Origin of the sequence: Neptunomonas antarctica, assembly GCF_001305295.1 — a bacterium.
Lineage (GTDB): Bacteria > Pseudomonadota > Gammaproteobacteria > Pseudomonadales > Balneatricaceae > Neptunomonas > Neptunomonas antarctica.
Genome location: NZ_LJSI01000045.1, coordinates 56,707 through 73,850 on the forward strand (window position 1 = coordinate 56,707; position 17,144 = coordinate 73,850).

The 17,144-nt window shown below is 45.9% G+C and carries 15 protein-coding genes; 8 read left to right on the plus strand and 7 right to left on the minus strand.

Going from position 1 to position 17,144, the window contains the following annotated elements:
• The first annotated feature begins 8 nt into the window (after window positions 1-8).
• Window positions 9-2,591 (plus strand): ATP-dependent chaperone ClpB, encoded by a 2,583-nt coding sequence (clpB, locus tag Nant_RS11870; protein ID WP_054341872.1) that lies wholly within the window; start codon window positions 9-11, stop codon window positions 2,589-2,591.
• 200 nt (window positions 2,592-2,791) lie between these two features.
• A complete protein-coding gene (locus Nant_RS11875) occupies window positions 2,792-3,571 on the plus strand; it encodes a response regulator (RefSeq protein ID WP_054341873.1) in 780 nt (259 codons plus the stop codon).
• 21 nt (window positions 3,572-3,592) lie between these two features.
• Here the strand turns inward: Nant_RS11875 and Nant_RS11880 are convergent, their stop codons facing one another.
• The 5 genes from Nant_RS11880 to Nant_RS11900 all read right to left on the minus strand — a co-directional run bounded on the left by Nant_RS11880 (window position 3,593) and on the right by Nant_RS11900 (window position 9,191).
• Window positions 3,593-4,591, minus strand: a complete 999-nt coding sequence (locus Nant_RS11880; RefSeq protein ID WP_054341874.1) for an NAD-dependent epimerase — start codon at window positions 4,589-4,591, stop codon at window positions 3,593-3,595.
• 85 nt (window positions 4,592-4,676) lie between these two features.
• A complete protein-coding gene (locus tag Nant_RS11885) occupies window positions 4,677-5,543 on the minus strand; it encodes a phosphatase PAP2 family protein (RefSeq protein ID WP_054341875.1) in 867 nt (288 codons plus the stop codon).
• Between the two features lie 90 nt (window positions 5,544-5,633).
• Window positions 5,634-7,199 carry an ArnT family glycosyltransferase gene (locus Nant_RS11890; protein ID WP_054341876.1) on the minus strand — a complete coding sequence of 522 codons (1,566 nt, stop codon included), beginning with the start codon at window positions 7,197-7,199 and terminating at the stop codon, window positions 5,634-5,636.
• A complete protein-coding gene (locus Nant_RS11895; RefSeq protein WP_054341877.1) occupies window positions 7,192-8,232 on the minus strand; it encodes a glycosyltransferase family 2 protein in 1,041 nt (346 codons plus the stop codon). Before Nant_RS11895 ends, Nant_RS11890 begins: the two co-directional genes overlap by 8 nt.
• Window positions 8,229-9,191, minus strand: a complete 963-nt coding sequence (locus Nant_RS11900) for a lysylphosphatidylglycerol synthase transmembrane domain-containing protein (RefSeq protein WP_054341878.1) — start codon at window positions 9,189-9,191, stop codon at window positions 8,229-8,231. Before Nant_RS11900 ends, Nant_RS11895 begins: the two co-directional genes overlap by 4 nt.
• A 111-nt stretch (window positions 9,192-9,302) precedes the next feature.
• Here Nant_RS11900 and Nant_RS11905 point away from each other — a divergent pair, with 111 nt between their 5' ends.
• Window positions 9,303-10,157: a 23S rRNA (adenine(2030)-N(6))-methyltransferase RlmJ gene (locus Nant_RS11905; protein WP_054341879.1), complete on the plus strand. Its 855-nt coding sequence runs from the start codon at window positions 9,303-9,305 to the stop codon at window positions 10,155-10,157.
• 16 nt (window positions 10,158-10,173) lie between these two features.
• On the opposite strand, the gene Nant_RS11910 is transcribed toward Nant_RS11905, so the two are convergent.
• The gene (locus Nant_RS11910; RefSeq protein ID WP_054341880.1) at window positions 10,174-10,440 is read right to left on the minus strand and encodes a hypothetical protein; all 267 of its coding nucleotides are present in this window, start codon (window positions 10,438-10,440) and stop codon (window positions 10,174-10,176) included.
• Between the two features lie 477 nt (window positions 10,441-10,917).
• Here Nant_RS11910 and Nant_RS11915 point away from each other — a divergent pair, with 477 nt between their 5' ends.
• The 3 genes from Nant_RS11915 to Nant_RS11925 all read left to right on the plus strand — a co-directional run bounded on the left by Nant_RS11915 (window position 10,918) and on the right by Nant_RS11925 (window position 13,633).
• Window positions 10,918-12,639 (plus strand): acetolactate synthase 3 large subunit, encoded by a 1,722-nt coding sequence (locus tag Nant_RS11915; protein ID WP_054341881.1) that lies wholly within the window; start codon window positions 10,918-10,920, stop codon window positions 12,637-12,639.
• Window positions 12,640-12,641: 2 nt separating this feature from the next.
• On the plus strand, window positions 12,642-13,133 hold the full coding sequence (gene ilvN, locus Nant_RS11920; RefSeq protein ID WP_054341882.1) for an acetolactate synthase small subunit: 492 nt from the start codon (window positions 12,642-12,644) through the stop codon (window positions 13,131-13,133).
• Between the two features lie 92 nt (window positions 13,134-13,225).
• Window positions 13,226-13,633 carry an acyl-CoA thioesterase gene (locus Nant_RS11925; RefSeq protein WP_054341883.1) on the plus strand — a complete coding sequence of 136 codons (408 nt, stop codon included), beginning with the start codon at window positions 13,226-13,228 and terminating at the stop codon, window positions 13,631-13,633.
• Here the strand turns inward: Nant_RS11925 and ilvY are convergent.
• Entirely contained in the window at window positions 13,614-14,507 is an 894-nt protein-coding gene (gene ilvY / locus Nant_RS11930) for an HTH-type transcriptional activator IlvY (protein WP_054341892.1), read from the minus strand. The two genes, Nant_RS11925 and ilvY, sit on opposite strands and share 20 nt — an antisense overlap.
• 248 nt (window positions 14,508-14,755) lie before the next feature.
• Between ilvY and Nant_RS11935 the strand changes: the two genes are divergently transcribed.
• The gene (locus Nant_RS11935; RefSeq protein ID WP_054341884.1) at window positions 14,756-15,748 is read left to right on the plus strand and encodes a patatin-like phospholipase family protein; all 993 of its coding nucleotides are present in this window, start codon (window positions 14,756-14,758) and stop codon (window positions 15,746-15,748) included.
• Window positions 15,749-15,813: 65 nt separating this feature from the next.
• Window positions 15,814-16,575 carry a CDP-diacylglycerol--serine O-phosphatidyltransferase gene (gene pssA, locus Nant_RS11940; RefSeq protein WP_054341885.1) on the plus strand — a complete coding sequence of 254 codons (762 nt, stop codon included), beginning with the start codon at window positions 15,814-15,816 and terminating at the stop codon, window positions 16,573-16,575.
• Window positions 16,576-17,144: the final 569 nt, after the last annotated feature.

The following is a 17,144-nucleotide window of genomic DNA, read 5'->3' on the forward strand; positions in this document are numbered from 1 at the left end:
AATTATCTATGCGACCCGATACTTTTACCACAAAACTTCAGGAAGCTGTAGGCGAAGCCCAATCGTTGGCGATCGGGAAAGATCATAATGTCATTGAGCCTATTCATTTCTTGGCCGCGTTTCTTCAGCAACAGGGCGGGTCAGTGCCACCATTGTTGGCGCAGTCAGGAGCAGCGTTACCCCAGCTTACACGCAAAATAGAAGAGGTGTTGGATCGTTTGCCGCAAGTGCAAAGTCCTGATGGTGAAATCCGTTTATCTCAGAATATGGCACGTATATTTAATCTTGCTGAGAAGTTTAGACAACAGCGAGGTGATGGCTTTGTTGCTAGCGAGCTTATTGTATTGGCTATGCTGGACGATAAAAGTGATGCGGGTAAGGTGTTACGCGATGCAGGTGTTACTAAACAATCATTAGAACAGGCGATCAATAATATGCGTGGCGGTGATAACGTTAATGATTCTAATGCGGAGAGCAGTCGTCAGGCATTAGATAAGTATTGTATCGACCTCACGGAGCAAGCTGAACTTGGCAAGCTGGATCCGGTAATTGGTCGTGATGATGAAATCCGTCGTACGATTCAGGTTTTGCAGCGTCGTACGAAAAATAATCCGGTGTTAATTGGTGAGCCGGGTGTCGGTAAAACGGCTATTGTCGAAGGTTTGGCACAACGCATCATCAATGGCGAAGTCCCTGAAGGTTTGAAGCGTAAAAAAGTACTGTCGCTTGATATGGGTGCACTGATCGCCGGTGCTAAGTTTCGGGGTGAGTTTGAAGAGCGCCTGAAAGCTGTATTGAATGAGCTTTCTAAACAAGAAGGGCAGGTGATTCTCTTTATTGATGAGCTGCATACCATGGTCGGCGCCGGTAAAGGTGAAGGGGCTATGGATGCGGGTAATATGCTGAAACCCGCTTTGGCGCGCGGTGAACTGCATTGTGTGGGCGCGACCACGCTGGATGAGTATCGTAAATATGTGGAGAAAGACGCTGCACTTGAACGTCGCTTCCAGAAAGTGCTGGTGGATGAGCCTACCGAAGAAGATACCATCGCTATTTTGCGCGGCTTGAAAGAGCGTTACGAGTTGCATCACAATGTTGAAATTACAGACTCTGCGATTATCGCAGCAGCGAAATTATCGCAGCGTTATATCACTGACCGTCAGCTACCGGATAAGGCGATTGATCTGATTGACGAAGCAGGCTCTCGTATCCGTATGGAGATGGATTCTAAGCCTGAAGTCATGGATCGTCTGGAGCGAAAATTAATTCAGCTCAAGATGGAATGTGAAGCGCTGAAGAAAGAGAAAGATGACGCGGCTCGCAAGCGACGCGATGAGTTGGAAAAGACTATTGCTACGATGGAGCGCGAGTTTGCCGATCTGGATGAGGTTTGGAAAGCTGAAAAAGCAATGTTGCAGGGCTCGCAACAGGTGAAAGAAGAGCTGGATCAGGCGCGCGTAGAGATGGACAAAGCCCGTCGTATTGGTGATTTAACCAAGATGTCTGAACTTCAGTATGGTCGTATTCCTGAACTTGAAAAGCAGTTGGCGGCGGCGAACCATGCTGAAGAGAGCGGACAGGATAGCAGTCATAAACTGTTGCGTAATAAAGTCACCGAAGAAGAAGTCGCCGAAGTGGTCGCGCGTTGGACGGGTATCCCCGTGAGTAAAATGCTGGAAGGCGAGCGTGAGAAGCTATTGCGCATGGAAGATGCGCTGCATCATAGAGTTGTCGGTCAGAGTGAAGCCGTTATTGCGGTGTCTAATGCCGTGCGTCGTTCGCGTGCAGGCTTGTCTGATCCTAACCGCCCGAATGGTAGCTTTCTGTTTCTTGGTCCAACCGGTGTGGGTAAAACCGAGCTCTGTAAAGCGCTGGCCGATTTCCTGTTTGATACCGAGGACTCAATGGTACGGATCGACATGTCTGAGTTCATGGAAAAGCACTCGGTGGCACGCCTGATAGGTGCACCTCCAGGTTATGTTGGTTATGAAGAAGGCGGTTATTTGACCGAAGCCGTTCGCCGTAAACCTTATTCGGTGCTATTGCTGGATGAGGTAGAAAAAGCACATCCAGATGTTTTCAATATCCTGTTGCAGGTGTTGGAAGATGGTCGCTTGACCGACGGGCAGGGGCGGACGGTTGATTTCAGAAACACCATCGTTGTTATGACATCTAACCTTGGATCGCATCTGATACAGAGCTTTAGTGATGACGATGATTACGATTTGATGAAAAGAGCAGTGATGGAAGAAGTAGGTTCGCATTTCCGTCCTGAAGTGATTAACCGTATTGATGAAGTTGTGGTGTTTCATAGCTTGCGTAAAGATCAGGTGGCAGGCATTGCTAATATTCAGCTGGATCGTCTACGCCAGCGCTTGCTTGAACGTGATTTGACGCTGACATTGACTCCAACTGCACTCGATAAACTGGTTGATGTGGGTTTTGAGCCTATTTATGGTGCGCGGCCATTGAAGCGCGCTATTCAGCAGTGGATAGAGAATCCTTTAGCACAGGCATTATTGGCGGGAAAATATCCACCGGGTGCTGAGATAGGGGTTGATGTTGAAGCAGGGGAGTTTGTGTTCCGCTAAGCTCTCGATATAAAACTAAAATGTTGGCGTAGAAACGTTCGTCCTCAGTGATCAGCCCACTACTCTGGTGGGCTTTTTTGTGCCCGAAAATCGCTAAACACTGGAAAATATACGCTTTTTAGCCTACTTTGATGATAGTTAATGGGCCATCATCCGGTACTTTGCCGTTGAGTTGATAGACTGGTTTTAGAGAGCAGTGAATGAAAAATATGAAAGTGTTAATCGTTGATGATGCTAAGTTTATTTGTGAGCTTGTCACAAAAATTGTGAGTGAAGCGTTTCCTGCATCTACAGTTAAAGCAGCGTTTAATGGTGAAGAGGCAAGGGTTTTGCTGACATCAGAAGCATTCGATATCATTCTCTGCGATTGGGAAATGCCCAAAATGAGTGGTCTGGAAGTACTTAAATGGACACGCGCACAACCACAATACAAAACGGTGCCATTCGTCATGGTTACCAGTCGTGGAGAGCGTGAATATGTACTCAAAGCAATCCATGCAGGCGTGAATGATTATCTGGGTAAGCCTTTTACGAAAGAGCAGCTTGTGCAGAAAATGAATAAAGTGCTGGGCACAGCACAGGCTCCAGATGCGGCCAAGCAGGCGAAGGCCGCTAAAATGATGGAGCAAGATAAAGAGAAAGTGGAATCCATTTCTAAAAACGTACCTAAGCCTAAAGGGATGGCTCATCTGCGCGTACATGATCAGGTGTTTAAGTGCGCCATTAAAGATATGAGTTTAAAAGATGTGCTGGTGGTGGTTAAGAATGAAGGCAAGTTTCCTCAGGTACTGGATCAGGCTGTAATCGATATCGAACAGTTATCGGGAGACAGTGTAGCGCGAGTGAATGGTTTTATACAGATGGTGCAGGCGGCTGAAGCGCATATCAATTCTGCTTTTATTAATATCAGGGTCACCCTGGTAGATGATGACCCTGATAAAATGGCACACTTATCTAAATATATCGCCAGCGTCCGTTAACTCCGATAGGTTGCTAAGCAGTTAGGCTGAATAGTAGCTTTTATACCATTCAATAAAGCGACGGACACCCTCTTCAATCGGTGTGGCCGGTGTAAACCCTGTGGCTTCACTGAGTGCATCGATATCTGCAAACGTTTCTACTACGTCACCCGCTTGCATAGGTAAATATTCTTTAACAGCGGTGGCACCTAATGACGTTTCAATCTGCTGGATAAAGTATTCAAGTTCAACTGGCTGGTTATTCCCGATATTAAAGATCTTATAAGGTGCAGCGCTTTCGTCTGTTTTTCCGTTCCAGTTTGCATTGGGCTGAGGAATAATATTCTGGATGCGTACAATGCCTTCAACAATATCATCAATATAGGTGAAGTCGCGGCGCATTTTTCCGTAGTTGAATACCTTGATGGGCTTGCCTTCGGAGATGGCACTTGCGAATAGCATCGGAGCCATATCCGGACGTCCCCATGGGCCGTAAACGGTGAAGAATCTTAAGCCGGTTGTCGGAATGCTATAGAGATGAGAATAACTATGAGCCATCAGCTCATTACTCTTTTTAGTCGCAGCATAGAGTGACGCAGGATGGTCGACGCCGTCTGTGGTTGAAAACGGGATTTTGGTATTAGTACCGTAGACCGAACTGGAAGACGCGTAGATGAGATGTTCGATATTAAAATGACGGCAAGCTTCCAGAATCACCAACATACCCAGTAAATTGGAACTGGCATAATCAAACGGCTGATTTATTGAATGTCTTACGCCTGCTTGTGCGCCCAGATGAATGACGCGCTGAATAGCTTCATCTGCGAAAATCTTATCTACACCTTCTTTATCGGCCAGATCGCATTTGTAGAATGTAAACTCAGAGTAGGGTTTTAGTAACTCAAGACGATCGAGTTTGAGTTGTGGATCGTAGTAATCGTTGAGATTATCCAGCCCCACAACATGATGCCCCTCTTTTAGCAGGCGTTGCGCTACATGAAAACCGATAAATCCTGCTGCACCCGTCACTAGAAAACGCATCTGCCTACTCCTTTGTTGAATTATTAACCTTAAGCTTTTCGCCTACATTCTTAAACTTTAAATGCCGAGCTTTAATCCTTTCATTCTAAAGCTTAAGAGTAGGGATTAGTTGATGCTTAGTCAGCTGATGATAAAGATAACTCAAACTCAGCGCGGCTGCGGTTACAGCAAAAAGCCAGGTATGAGGAAAGCCTCCATCATAGTTAATCAGTGTCACGGCGCATCCCGTAAGGATGATAAGCATGCTCAGATAAAAGCCTCCCGTGAATACATGAATCCAACGGTCACATAGCTTTAATCCGGCCCAGGCTGAGAAAAGGCCGCCAGCGGCACCCATACATACATCGGCTGGCCAATGAACCCCTACGGCGACACGTGACCAACCTATAAAAAAGGCAGCAATAAGAATCAAAAATTGTATGGCTATATTTGTGGTTAAGCGTGTTAATAAGCCGGCGGCGGCAAACGCCGTTAACGTGTGGCCTGAGGGCATACTTTTTTTACTGATACTGGAGCCGATCAGCTGAAAACTGCCGGGGTCTAGTATGCCTGGTGGACGTGGTGTAGCCAGCCAGGGTTTAATACCATGTGTGATTAATGTGCCTACAATCGCTGCAATCAATAGTGCTAACAACAGGTGCGGATAACGGTAAGCAAATAGCAGTGCCAGAGTCATCACAACCAGTGTATCGCCCATGAATGAAAGGTGTTCCCAAATAACAGGAGGGAGCATCAGGCTCAGTAATTGCGTTTGATGGAAGCCGGTTTGTAAGCCGTTAATCAACAGCAGCGTGGTACCAAGAAAAACAGCCAAAACCGCAATGATCAGCAATAGCTTGTCTGACGCTTGTGCTCCCGGCCATGTCGATTGTGCTGCACTGACATGCTGTTGGAAGGTGCATTGTCTGGGTGTATAGCGTAGCCCCAGAAAGCGCTGGGTAGTATTATTCATATTGGCATTGACTCATAGAAATGATGATTATCATAAGGGTGCTTGCTCCATAAAAGCATAGATTGCATAAAGACGTCGGCTTTACAGAGATTATTCATACGAATACAGAGCAACCCCCCCTTTAGCATAAATCCGGATGGGTTTTACCGTAGGATCAAGTTTTAACAGATCTTCCTGACTGTCAATACGGGTAAAGACCAGCTCTCCGCGTTTAGGTTCTCTGCGGGGAACAATCGCTTCTCTATACACCGAAAAGCTCGGCATGTTGATGCCGTAGGTCACCACGGGTCCACCGATTTTCTTAGCGAGTTGTGCGGCTTCCCTTACAGGTTCCTGTTGCGCCTCGCCAAATAAGGGCAGTAGTAAAAAGTTAAACAGCAACATGCTGCCAGCTGCTCCCACGAGCAGCCGAGAGGGGTAGTCGGTTTTTCTGAACAGATATAATCCTGCAATGAGCAAAAGCCCTAGCAGCGTCAGCGCTTGGAAAACTCCGTTGTATTCTTGAGTAGCGAGTTCAAGAACCGCTTTGTCAAAAGGTTTATGCGATTGCTCAGCCGCATAACCAAAGAATAGCGGTAGCAGGCTGACCAACAGGATAGTGAGTGCGGGTGCCAGTAATGACCAGAAGCCGGCATTGAGCAGATGCCGCGTCATAAGAAACAATATCGGCGTTACGCCATAAAGAATGTAATGAGGTAGCTGTGTTTTGGAGAACGAGAAAATCGCTAATACCAAAATAAACCACGTCAGTAAGTACAGTTCAAGCCCTGTGGGTTTTTGTTTAAACAACGACTTAATGACAGGAACGATGAGTCCTGTAAAGGGTGTCAGTAACAAGGGTAATAGCATTAAATAATAAAACGGGTTACCGCCGTGGCTTTCCATGGTGCTACTGAAGCGATCAATGTTGTGTTTCAGGTAGAAGCCTTTAAAAAATTCCCAGCCCTGATCCATATACACCGCCACATGCCAGGGAAGTACAATCATGACAAAAGTGATCAGGCTGATCGGATGGAAAATGGCTTTTAACCAGTCTTTAAAACGGCCTTCAGAAGCAAATAATACCAAGCTGGCAGCCAGTGGAAGTGCGCATGCAATGGGACCTTTGGTGAGAAAACCTAATCCCAGCCAGATACCAATACGTAGCAAGGTTCCCTTATCGGCACGCTGATAGTAACGATAGATATCGAAAAATGCCGCACACATCAGGAAATTAAGCAGTGCGTCGGCAATGGCTGCTTTAAAAATAATGCTGGCCAGTGGTAATGAAGCCAGTAGCCAGACCATAAGCCGGGCTTCGGTTTCATTTCTTTGTTCTTTAACGAAGCCATAGCTGATCCAAATCCAGGCCAATGCTGCCAGGCAGGAAGGTAATCGCAAACTCAGCGTGCTCAAACCGAAATTGGTGACGCTAAGGGCTTGTAACCAGTAAATCAGGATGGGCTTGTCGTGACGAGGCACGCCGTTCATATACGTTGAGATCCAGTTGCCGGTCTCAATCATTTCGCGAGTGGCGGTCGTAAATGCGCCTTCATCCAGATCGAACAGCGGCAACCAGGCGGCATAACCAAAGGTGCTGACTAAGGCCAGCAGAATCAATACAGGAGACGATAGCAGGAGCTTCATAAGCCCCTGCTGCGGGAGCGTGTTACTCACACCAGCCCCTTTGTGTTGGTTGGTTGGCTGATGGTCGCACCGGCATTTTTGCGTGTGCGGTACTACGGGTGAGTATTTCAGCTAAAACACCGGTGGTAATGAGCTGGGCGCTGGTCATCACAAATAAGATACCGGTGAACAGTAAAGGACGATTTCCGATATCCTCACCCATAAATATCTTGAGTGAGAACAAGTATGTCAGAATCAGGCCGCCAATCGTGCCCAAAAATAATCCTATTGAGCCAAAGAAATGCCCGGGACGGTTCGAAAAGCGCATGAAGAAAAATACGGCTAACAGATCAAGAATAACGCGGATGGTGCGTGAAATACCGTATTTAGAGGTGCCAAATTGGCGGGCACGGTGGTTAACCGGCATATCGCTGATACGGTCAGGAGATGTGACGCAAGCAACCCAGGCAGGAATGAAACGATGCATTTCGCCGATCAGGTGAACTTGTTTAATTACCCATGAGCGATAAACTTTCAGGCTGCAGCCGTAGTCATTGACATAAACACCGGTGTATCGGCGGATCAGCCAGTTGGCTATGCGTGATGGTAGTTTGCGATTGATTGCGCCGTCCTGACGGTCTTTACGCCAGCCGCTGATCATATCCAGATTCCGCTCTTCAAGCGCAATAATCAGTTTTGGGATATCGGCAGGGTCGTTCTGTAAGTCACCATCCAGTGTAGCAATCAAATCGCCACGCGCCGCATCGATACCCGCTTGCATCGCTGCCGTCTGGCCGAAGTTGCGGGCAAAATGAATCGCATATACGTGGTTACCGTACTCCGCTACCGCTTTATCCAGCGCCTGAGTAGTGCCGTCATTACTGCCATCATTAACGGCGATCAGCTCCCATTGGCCCGGGTAGTCTTTCAGTGCGGCGTGTACTTCTTCCATGAAGGGGTTAATGTTTTCTTCTTCATTATAAAAAGGAACAACAATGGAGAGGCTCTGATTACATGGGTTAGCAATCACGGCAGCAGTCTCTGCTGTCGAAGTGTTTTCAGGTGTATCAATTACGTCGATCATATTGAGATATCCTCTCGCGTTGGTTTGGCAACGGGAATCCAGAAACATAACAGAGCAAACAATGAGGTTGCTCCGAGTATAAATAAGTGTAAGTTGACGGCCAGTCCTAATATATCAGCATTGACCAGTCCTAAGGGGGCAAGCCCCGCCATGAATGCCGCTTCAAAACTACCACTGCCAGCGATGCCATGGATAGGTAATATACTGCTAAGTTCTGCCCCTAAAACGCCGGCCAGTGCTTCAAATGCACTGAGGGATTGGAGGGCACGGGTAATCATAATCAAAGCAGCCAGCTTGCATCCCCATGAAAGAAAGGTCCATATGATAACGCGGATAAACTGCCGCGTATCTTGTGGTGCAGTGGCTTTGAGCTGCTTGATAATAGGTTCGATTCTAGGATAAAACGAATGCTGAATCAGCCAGTTGCGACCTTTGTTTCGGTATAGAGCGTACAGCAAAAGCAATGTGACAATGCCGAATACGACAGCGGCCAATGATAGCAACGGGAAAAAGTAGCTGGCAGTAACCGCAACCAGTGCGCCGGCAATCATTAAATCCAGGATTCTGAGCCAGATTAAGCGTGCAAAGCCCGCTGCAAAGCCCACTGCAAAATAGCGTTTCATCAGAATTGGGAAAAGCCCTTCTCCCAGTCGCATCGGCAGCATGTTATTGGCATACAGGTGCAATACGCTTAATTTAAGCACCGCAATATAACGCCCCTGTAAATCCGGTTGGCAAAGATCGTAAATACGCCAGGCACGCAGCAGATAACTTCCGGCAAACAGCACCAGCGCCGGCACTAATGTGTTGAGAGGAACGGTTTGCCATTGGGCTAATACTGATTTCCAGCCAACAATGTATTCCACAGCAACCAGCATGATAATAAAAATCAGAATGCCGAGTAACCAAGGCAAACGTTTACGTTTGGAAAATAGGCTTTCTTGAGTAGCTGTTTGCATAACTTAGATACGACTTAGATACGAAAAGTGACAAAGTTTAGCATTGTACCTTTTGCATAAAGGATATGGCAGCGATAATAGGGAGGAATATAATCAAAGAGAGGTGCTAGGGTGCTTAGCTATCAACATGGCTTTCATGCCGGTAATTTTGCAGATGTGCATAAGCACATGATACTGGCGTTAATGCTGGAGGCGCTTAACGTTAAAGAGAAGCCGTGGAGTTATCTGGAAACCCATGGCGGCAGTGCTCTTTATGATCTGACTGATGAACAGGCACAAAAGACCGGAGAGTTTTTGGGAGGCATTAGTAAGCTGTGGGATAAAAAAGACCTGCCAGAGGCTTTTCGTACTTATATAAAGCAGGTACAGGCTGTTAATCAGGATACAGATGATCAGGGTGTAAAGTTGCGTTTTTATCCGGGCTCTCCTTCCATTGCTGCCATGATGTCGCGTGATTCTGATCATCTGGCAATAATGGAGCTGCATCCAGCCGAGTATCAACGGGTAAAACAGCATTTCAGAGGGCAGTCTCAGGTGGCGGTTCATCATCGTGATGGCTATGAGGGCGTGTTATCAATGATGCCGCCAAAGCCTAATCGGGGTTTGGTGTTGATTGATCCCTCGTACGAAGTTAAAACGGAATATCAGCAAGTCGCTAAATTTATTAAACAGATATATGGTCGCTGGCCTAACGCTAGTGTGGCTATCTGGTATCCGATTCTCAGAGCGGGCCATCATAAGGAAATGATTGATAAAATAGCGGGTTCGGGAATAAGAAAGATCTATCAATCTGAACTTTTTGTGCAAGATTCGGGATCGGAGCGAATGTTCGGCAGTGGTATGTTACTCATTAATCCGCCTTGGCAGCTGGATCAAAAAATCGCATCAGTAATCCCATGGCTATACCAGGCGCTGGCGCAGCCAACGGCAGCGGAGCCACAGGGAACATGGCTCGTGCCGGAGTGATGTTATCTGCCTGTCCTTAGTAAAGGGCGGTTTCGTCCTTTACTATCTCTTTTAGCAAATCTAGAAATAGTTCATCGGCTTCACTATGTTCTAGTGGGATCTTGACGTTAGTCAAAGAAGAAAGCTCGTCTGCTATTAGCGCGTTAGCGTTAGCGTCTTTAAGATGCTTACGCGCAATATCTTTTGCAATAGTGCAGATGTCGGGCTCGGCAAACACCTTACGAATAAAAAGAGTCAACTCTTTAATAACACGTTCTTTATTTTTGATTTCAGCTACGCTCATGGACCAGTCCTCCAATATTTTCCCGATAATATAACCTTACTTTTGTTTATGTGCATCTGCTGTATGCAAAGCAGTTTCCTGCTGTTGATCAATAGCGTTCAAAATGAGAGAATGTTGCGCTATTTTATTCGTTCATTTGTAGTAGGGAATCCCGAGACAATTGGCGAAATTAATGTGTGAAAGCGGCTTATGTCTCGGTTAACAGAATTAATTCGAGATTGAAGCGAGACTGAGTTAAGAGTTAAAACGCTTTCACACATTAGATGAGCATTACCCAGCTTAGTTTCAGAAGGTCTGCCGGTTAAGACGATCCTTTGCCCGCATTCATCCGAACATGGGCCATTACACCCGGTGTGCTTTTGGTTTTCCGCTGTTCTTGCGTCATCATCGCGCAGCGGCTTTAACATGTTCATTTTGCAGAATCTCTGAACTGTATATTCACCGACAGAGTCGGTGCTGACTAGAGGGTACAATAAAGTGGAATTACTATCAGGTGGAGAAATGGTTGTTCGTGCCCTTCGTGATCAGGGTGTGAAGTATATCTATGGTTATCCGGGCGGAGCTTTGTTGCATGTTTATGATGCGATTTTCCGTCAAGATGAAGTCGAACATATTCTAGTGCGTCATGAACAGGCGGCAACCCATATGGCAGATGCTTACGCGCGTGCTACCGGTAAGGCCGGTGTGGCGCTAGTGACATCAGGGCCGGGTGCAACCAATGCAGTTACGGGTATCGCCACAGCGTACATGGATTCAATTCCTATGGTGGTTATTACCGGTCAGGTGCCGAGTCACTTGATTGGAGAGGATGCCTTTCAGGAAACGGATATGATCGGTATTTCACGTCCGATCGTAAAACATAACTTCAGCGTACGCCATGCGGAAGATATTCCTGAAATTATTCGTAAAGCTTTTCATATTGCGGAAACAGGTCGTCCTGGTCCGGTTGTGATAGATATTCCTAAGGATATGACGAATCCAACGGATCGTTTTCCGTATGTCTTTCCTAAGCATGTGAAACTGCGTTCGTATAACCCAGTGACCAAAGGCCACAGCGGGCAGATTAAAAAAGCGTTTGATTTGCTGATGAGTGCAAAACGCCCGGTTATCTATGCGGGTGGCGGCGTAATCATGGGTGAAGCCAGCGAAGAATTGACTGAGTTGGCGCAGGCTCTGAATTACCCTGTTACCAATACTCTGATGGGTTTGGGAGGCTATCCGGGAACCGATCGTCAGTTCGTCGGAATGCTGGGTATGCATGGCAGTTACGAAGCGAATATGGTTATGCATCACAGCGATCTGATTTTGGCGATTGGGGCGCGTTTTGATGACCGTATTACTAACGGCGTCGATAAATTCTGTCCTACTGCCAAAATTATTCATATAGATGTTGATCCTGCTTCAATATCGAAAACCATCCGTGCGGATGTGCCTATTGTGGGTCCGGCTAAAGCTGTCTTGGAAGAGATGTTGCAGTTGTTGAAATCCAGCAATAAATTGCCGGATGCAGAAGCCGTTAAAACCTGGTGGGCGCAGATTGATGAGTGGCGTCAGCGCCATGGCGGACGTTTCCGTACAGATGATTCTGAGAAGATGAAGCCTCAACAGGTCATTGAAATGCTCAGCAAGGTAACAGGTGGCGATGCTTACATTTGTTCCGATGTTGGTCAGCACCAGATGTTTGCAGCGCAGTATTACAAGTTTAACAAGCCAAATCGCTGGATTAACTCCGGTGGCCTAGGAACGATGGGTTTCGGTCTGCCGGCGGCCATGGGTGTTAAAATGAATTTTCCGGATGCTGATGTTGCCTGTGTAACAGGTGAAGGCAGTATCCAGATGAATATTCAGGAACTGTCGACTTGTAGTCAATACAATATTCCCGTCAAGATTATCTGCTTGAATAATGGCTCGCTGGGTATGGTTCGCCAATGGCAGGATATGAACTATGAATCTCGCCATTCGCAGTCTTATATGAATTCATTACCTGACTTCATTAAGCTGGCCGAGGCTTATGGACATGTGGGTATTAAGGTGGATAAATATTCAGATCTTGAAGCGGCCATGGTAAAAGCGTTTGCGATGAAAGATCGTCTGGTGTTTATGGATATTACCGTTGATCCGCATGAACACGTATACCCAATGCAGGTGCCGCGCGGTTCTATGCGTGATATGTGGCTGAGCAAAACGGAGAGGACTTAAAGATGCGTCATATCATTTCTGTTCTTCTTGAAAATGAGCCGGGAGCGCTCTCTCGTGTAGTTGGGCTGTTTTCTCAACGTAACTTCAACATTGAATCCTTGACGGTGGCGCCGACGGATGATGAGACTTTGTCTCGTTTGACGGTAACGACTGTGGGTGATGATCGTGTTGTTGAGCAGATCACAAAGCAGCTGAACAAGCTGATTGATGTGGTCAAGGTAGTCGATCTGACTGAAGGCGAGCACATTGAACGTGAGTTGATGATGATCAAATTCAAAGCCTCTGGTGCATTCCGTGCGGAGGTGAAGCGCACGGCGGATATCTTCCGAGGTCAGATTATCGATATTACGCCCAATACCTACACGGTACAGTTGGTCGGTTCCAGTGCGAAACTAGATGCTTTTATTGAAGCGCTGGGAACGGGCAGTATTATGGAAGTAGTGCGCTCAGGCGTGTCTGGTATTGCGCGTGGTGAAAAGGTACTTAGTCTTTAGCTTCGTAGCGTGAACTTTAAAGAGCCGTTCTAATTTAGAGCGGCTTTTTTGTATCTGTGGTATGACATTAAGCTCTATAAGGTAGGTGATCTATGACTTCTGTTTTTCAAATAACCAGCAAGGTGCGCGATTATGAGCTGGATATGCAGGGTATCGTCAATAATGGTGTTTATTTTAATTATCTTGAGCATGCGCGTCATGAGTACTTGTCGGCACACGGCGTGGATGTTGTTGCGTTAGCTGCGCAGGGTATTAATCTAGTCGTGATTCGTTCTGAATTGGATTATAAAGGTTCGCTAAAAAGTGGCGATAAGTTCGCGGTGCAGGTAAGCGTGGAACGCTTGAGCAGGATAAAAATCGGCTTTCGTCAGAAGGTTATACGGTTATCGGATCAAAAATTGTGTGTAGAAGCATTGGTGGTCGGTACGGCATTAAATAAGCGCGGTCGACCTTATATATCGCCAGAAATTGAATCATTATTTAACGGATATTCGCTTTAATTTGACACCAGAGGGCATTGATTAAAGGATTTTTAAGTTTCTTTTCTAGTGTAAACAAACCTACTTCATAGGGTTTAAGCGCTGGCTGGATATCAAGAACCTCAACCTTATTGGAGAGAGGGCTATTATCGAGCACAATTTTTGGTACAACGCCTACGCCAAATCCCAGACTGACCATACTCACAATTGCTTCATTACCGGCGACTTGAGCGTAAATATTAGGTTTTATGTTTAGGCGTCGAAACCATTCATCCACACGATCTCTCGACACACCTCCTTCAGAAAGAATCATAGGGATGTTGCGCCATTGCTCGGCGTTAATTGGTGAGATGAGGTTGCCTGATAGTATTCCTTTCTCTTTGGGCGCAATAAATAGTAAGGGCGAGATGGCGATTGGCTTAAATGTCAGATGTTTTGGTAGTTGATCAGGCTTGGCCGCAATCGAGATATCCTCTTCATTATTTTGCACGCGGCTTAATGCATGGTCAGGATCACCAGTGTGTAGCTTAATTTCAATGCCGGGATAGTTTTGGCGAAATTTGCTAAGAATATCGTACAGGAAGCTGTAGCTTGCAGTGACTGAACAATAAATACTGACTTCTCCGTGAAGTTCTTTCGCTTCTTCTAACAGCGCGTTACGGGTGAGATCCCATTGTGCCAGCGCATCGCGGGCATAGGTTTGAAATATGATTCCTTCATGAGTCAGCGCCACGCTGCGATTATCTCGTATAAACAGCGGTACGCTTAATTCTTCTTCCAGGTGTTTGATGGTTCGGCTTAGTGCTGACGCGCTGATATGGCAGAGTGCGCTAGCACGTCCAAAGTGTAGCGTGTCAGATAGGCTGAGAAATAATTTGAGAGTGCGTGTATCCATACATGCATTATTGCACATATAAACCTCAGTCTTGTATTGCAATTGTTTGTATTAACGCTGGATTTGTTTGCGGTTGCTTTTTAAATTTTATGAAGTTTTACTTAAAATATTTCTTTTAAAACAAATGATTAAGCGGATGTTGTGATGGTGTGCAGGGGTGAGTAATTATATTTAGTTAAGGTGTTGCAAGTTGCCGCACGTCTTCTGTTATATTTGTGCGGTGCACAATTTATTTAATGGAGGTTGTTATGCAAACAGTTAAGGTGAATTTTGCTTTGCAGGGCGGCGGTGCGCATGGCGCTTTTACATGGGGTGTTATTGATCGTCTTCTGGAAGAAGAGTGGCTTGAATTTGAAGGTGTCAGCGGTAGCAGTGCCGGTGCTATGAATGCGTTGATGCTGGCTGAAGGTTGGCGTTTGGGTGGTCGATCAGGAGCGCAAAGTAAGCTGAATGAATTTTGGGGTGCTGTGTCGGCGATGGAGCGAGGACCTGCATTATCTGAATATCTGGAAGGTTCTATGGCACGTTTGTGGTTGCATACCATGAAATATGTATCTCCATATGACATCAATCTGCTTGATATTAACCCACTGCGAAGCTTATTAAATCAGTTAGTTGATTTTGAAGCATTATCATCTGACTCACCTTTCAGGTTATTTATGGCAGCGACTGAGGTGCGTTCTGGAAAATTGAAAATTTTTCGGGAGACCGAACTGACGGTGGAGCATTTGTTGGCATCGGCATGCCTTCCAGCCATGCATAAAGCTATAGATATTGAAGGGGTAAATTATTGGGATGGCGGCTTCTCTGCTAATCCTGCCATTTTTCCATTGCTGTACGATTGTGATAGTGATGACGTTATTATTGTTTTGCTGCAGTCTTTGGTAGGAAGTGATCTTCCGATCACAGCAGAGGCCATTACTGAGCGAGTAACTGAAATGAGTTTTCAAAGTAGCTTTATGCGTGAAATGAGCGAGATTGCTAATATTAAGCGGCTTTCAAAACGTAAATGGTTCCCTTTAGGTGTCGCCGAGAGAAAAATTACTAAACTACGAACCCATCTTATTCAGAGCGATGAGTTGTTGGCTGGTTTAGGTAGGAGTAGTAAATACGATACTCGTAAAGTCTTTCTCGATAGCTTAAAAGCGGCAGGGCGGGACTCGGCCGCTATTTGGTTGGAATTGTATCAGGATAAGCTGGGGAAAAAAGCCAGTTGTGATATTGATGCTTTGTTTGCCTGATACGCTATCGTACTGCTGATTGGGGCTGTAGAATGGGGAACTTTTATAATTAATATAGTGATGTTATGACTGAAGAAAATGAATCTTTGCATGAAGATGAGTCTGTTTCAGAGCAGGGCGTGCGACCAAGGCGTGGTATCTACCTGTTGCCTAACCTTTTTACCACAGGAGCGCTATTTTCTGGTTTTTACGCTGTAATTGCGGGTATGAATTCTCAATTCGAGGCGGCCGCTATTGCTATTTTTGTGGCCATGGTGCTCGATGGTCTTGATGGTCGTGTAGCAAGAATGACTAATACATCAAGTGAATTTGGTGCTCAGTATGACTCGTTATCCGATATGGTCTCTTTTGGTGTGGCTCCAGCATTGGTGACATTTAGCTGGGTGTTAGGTGATATTGGAAAGGTAGGTTGGTTCGCGGCTTTCATTTATGTGGCTTGCGCTGCTCTCCGGCTGGCGAGATTTAATACTCAGATCGGTTCTGTAGATAAACGTTATTTTATCGGGCTTCCTTCGCCTGCGGCAGCCGCAGCAGTGGGTGGTTTAGTGTGGGCTGCGACTGAATACGGTATTGATCCATCTCCTTATGCTTATGCTATTGCCTGTTACGTTGCATTAGCAGGCATCATGATGGTGAGTAATACTCTTTATAGTAGTTTTAAAGATATTGATCTAAAAGAAAAAGTGCCGTTTGTTATTCTGGCGGGTATTGTTTTAAGTGTGGGCGTGATCTCTATTGAGCCAGCTCTTTTTCTGTGGGTGCTGTTTCTTGTCTATAGTGTGTCAGGGCCGGTATTTTGGCTTTGGCGGAAACGGAAAAAAGCGTGATCACAAAAAAATTAGGAAATAATATCTGACTTAGTCCATAAGCAGTGTTGTTTTTTATACTTGGCCGGTACAGTTCCGCTGGAAGCGGGTGCTGTTCCGGGGTTATCGTCTATAATTTTGACAGTAGCGTGCCCCAAAATAGATGCGCCCAGTATGTTAGCGGCTTAGCGTAATTTTTTGACAGTTTTGAAAACACTATTCCTTGCCTTGATACTATTTCGCATGTTGATTTTCTTTTGTATCGTACCTCCTCACTGGATTCGGACCGCTAAGTGTCGTTTGCTTCAGTAGCTCTTCTCGCTGAATCGAATTAAAGCGCTAGCCTTTAATGGTGTGTCGACGAAATGATTCATCTTTACAGTAGTATGGTTTGAGTAGATGGTTCTGAATCTGACGGCTGCGAAGAGTGGAGTGCTGTGGTGGATGTTTTCCTCTACCGTCAGGCACAAAGATTCCCCCGCTAGTGGTGGTTTTCCTGTCAGCTTAGTAGTCAAAATAGGGCAAAGTGAATTGTTTTCACAAAAATATGACTTTTATTCCAACAGGCTATTGACTCATTTCGGATAGCC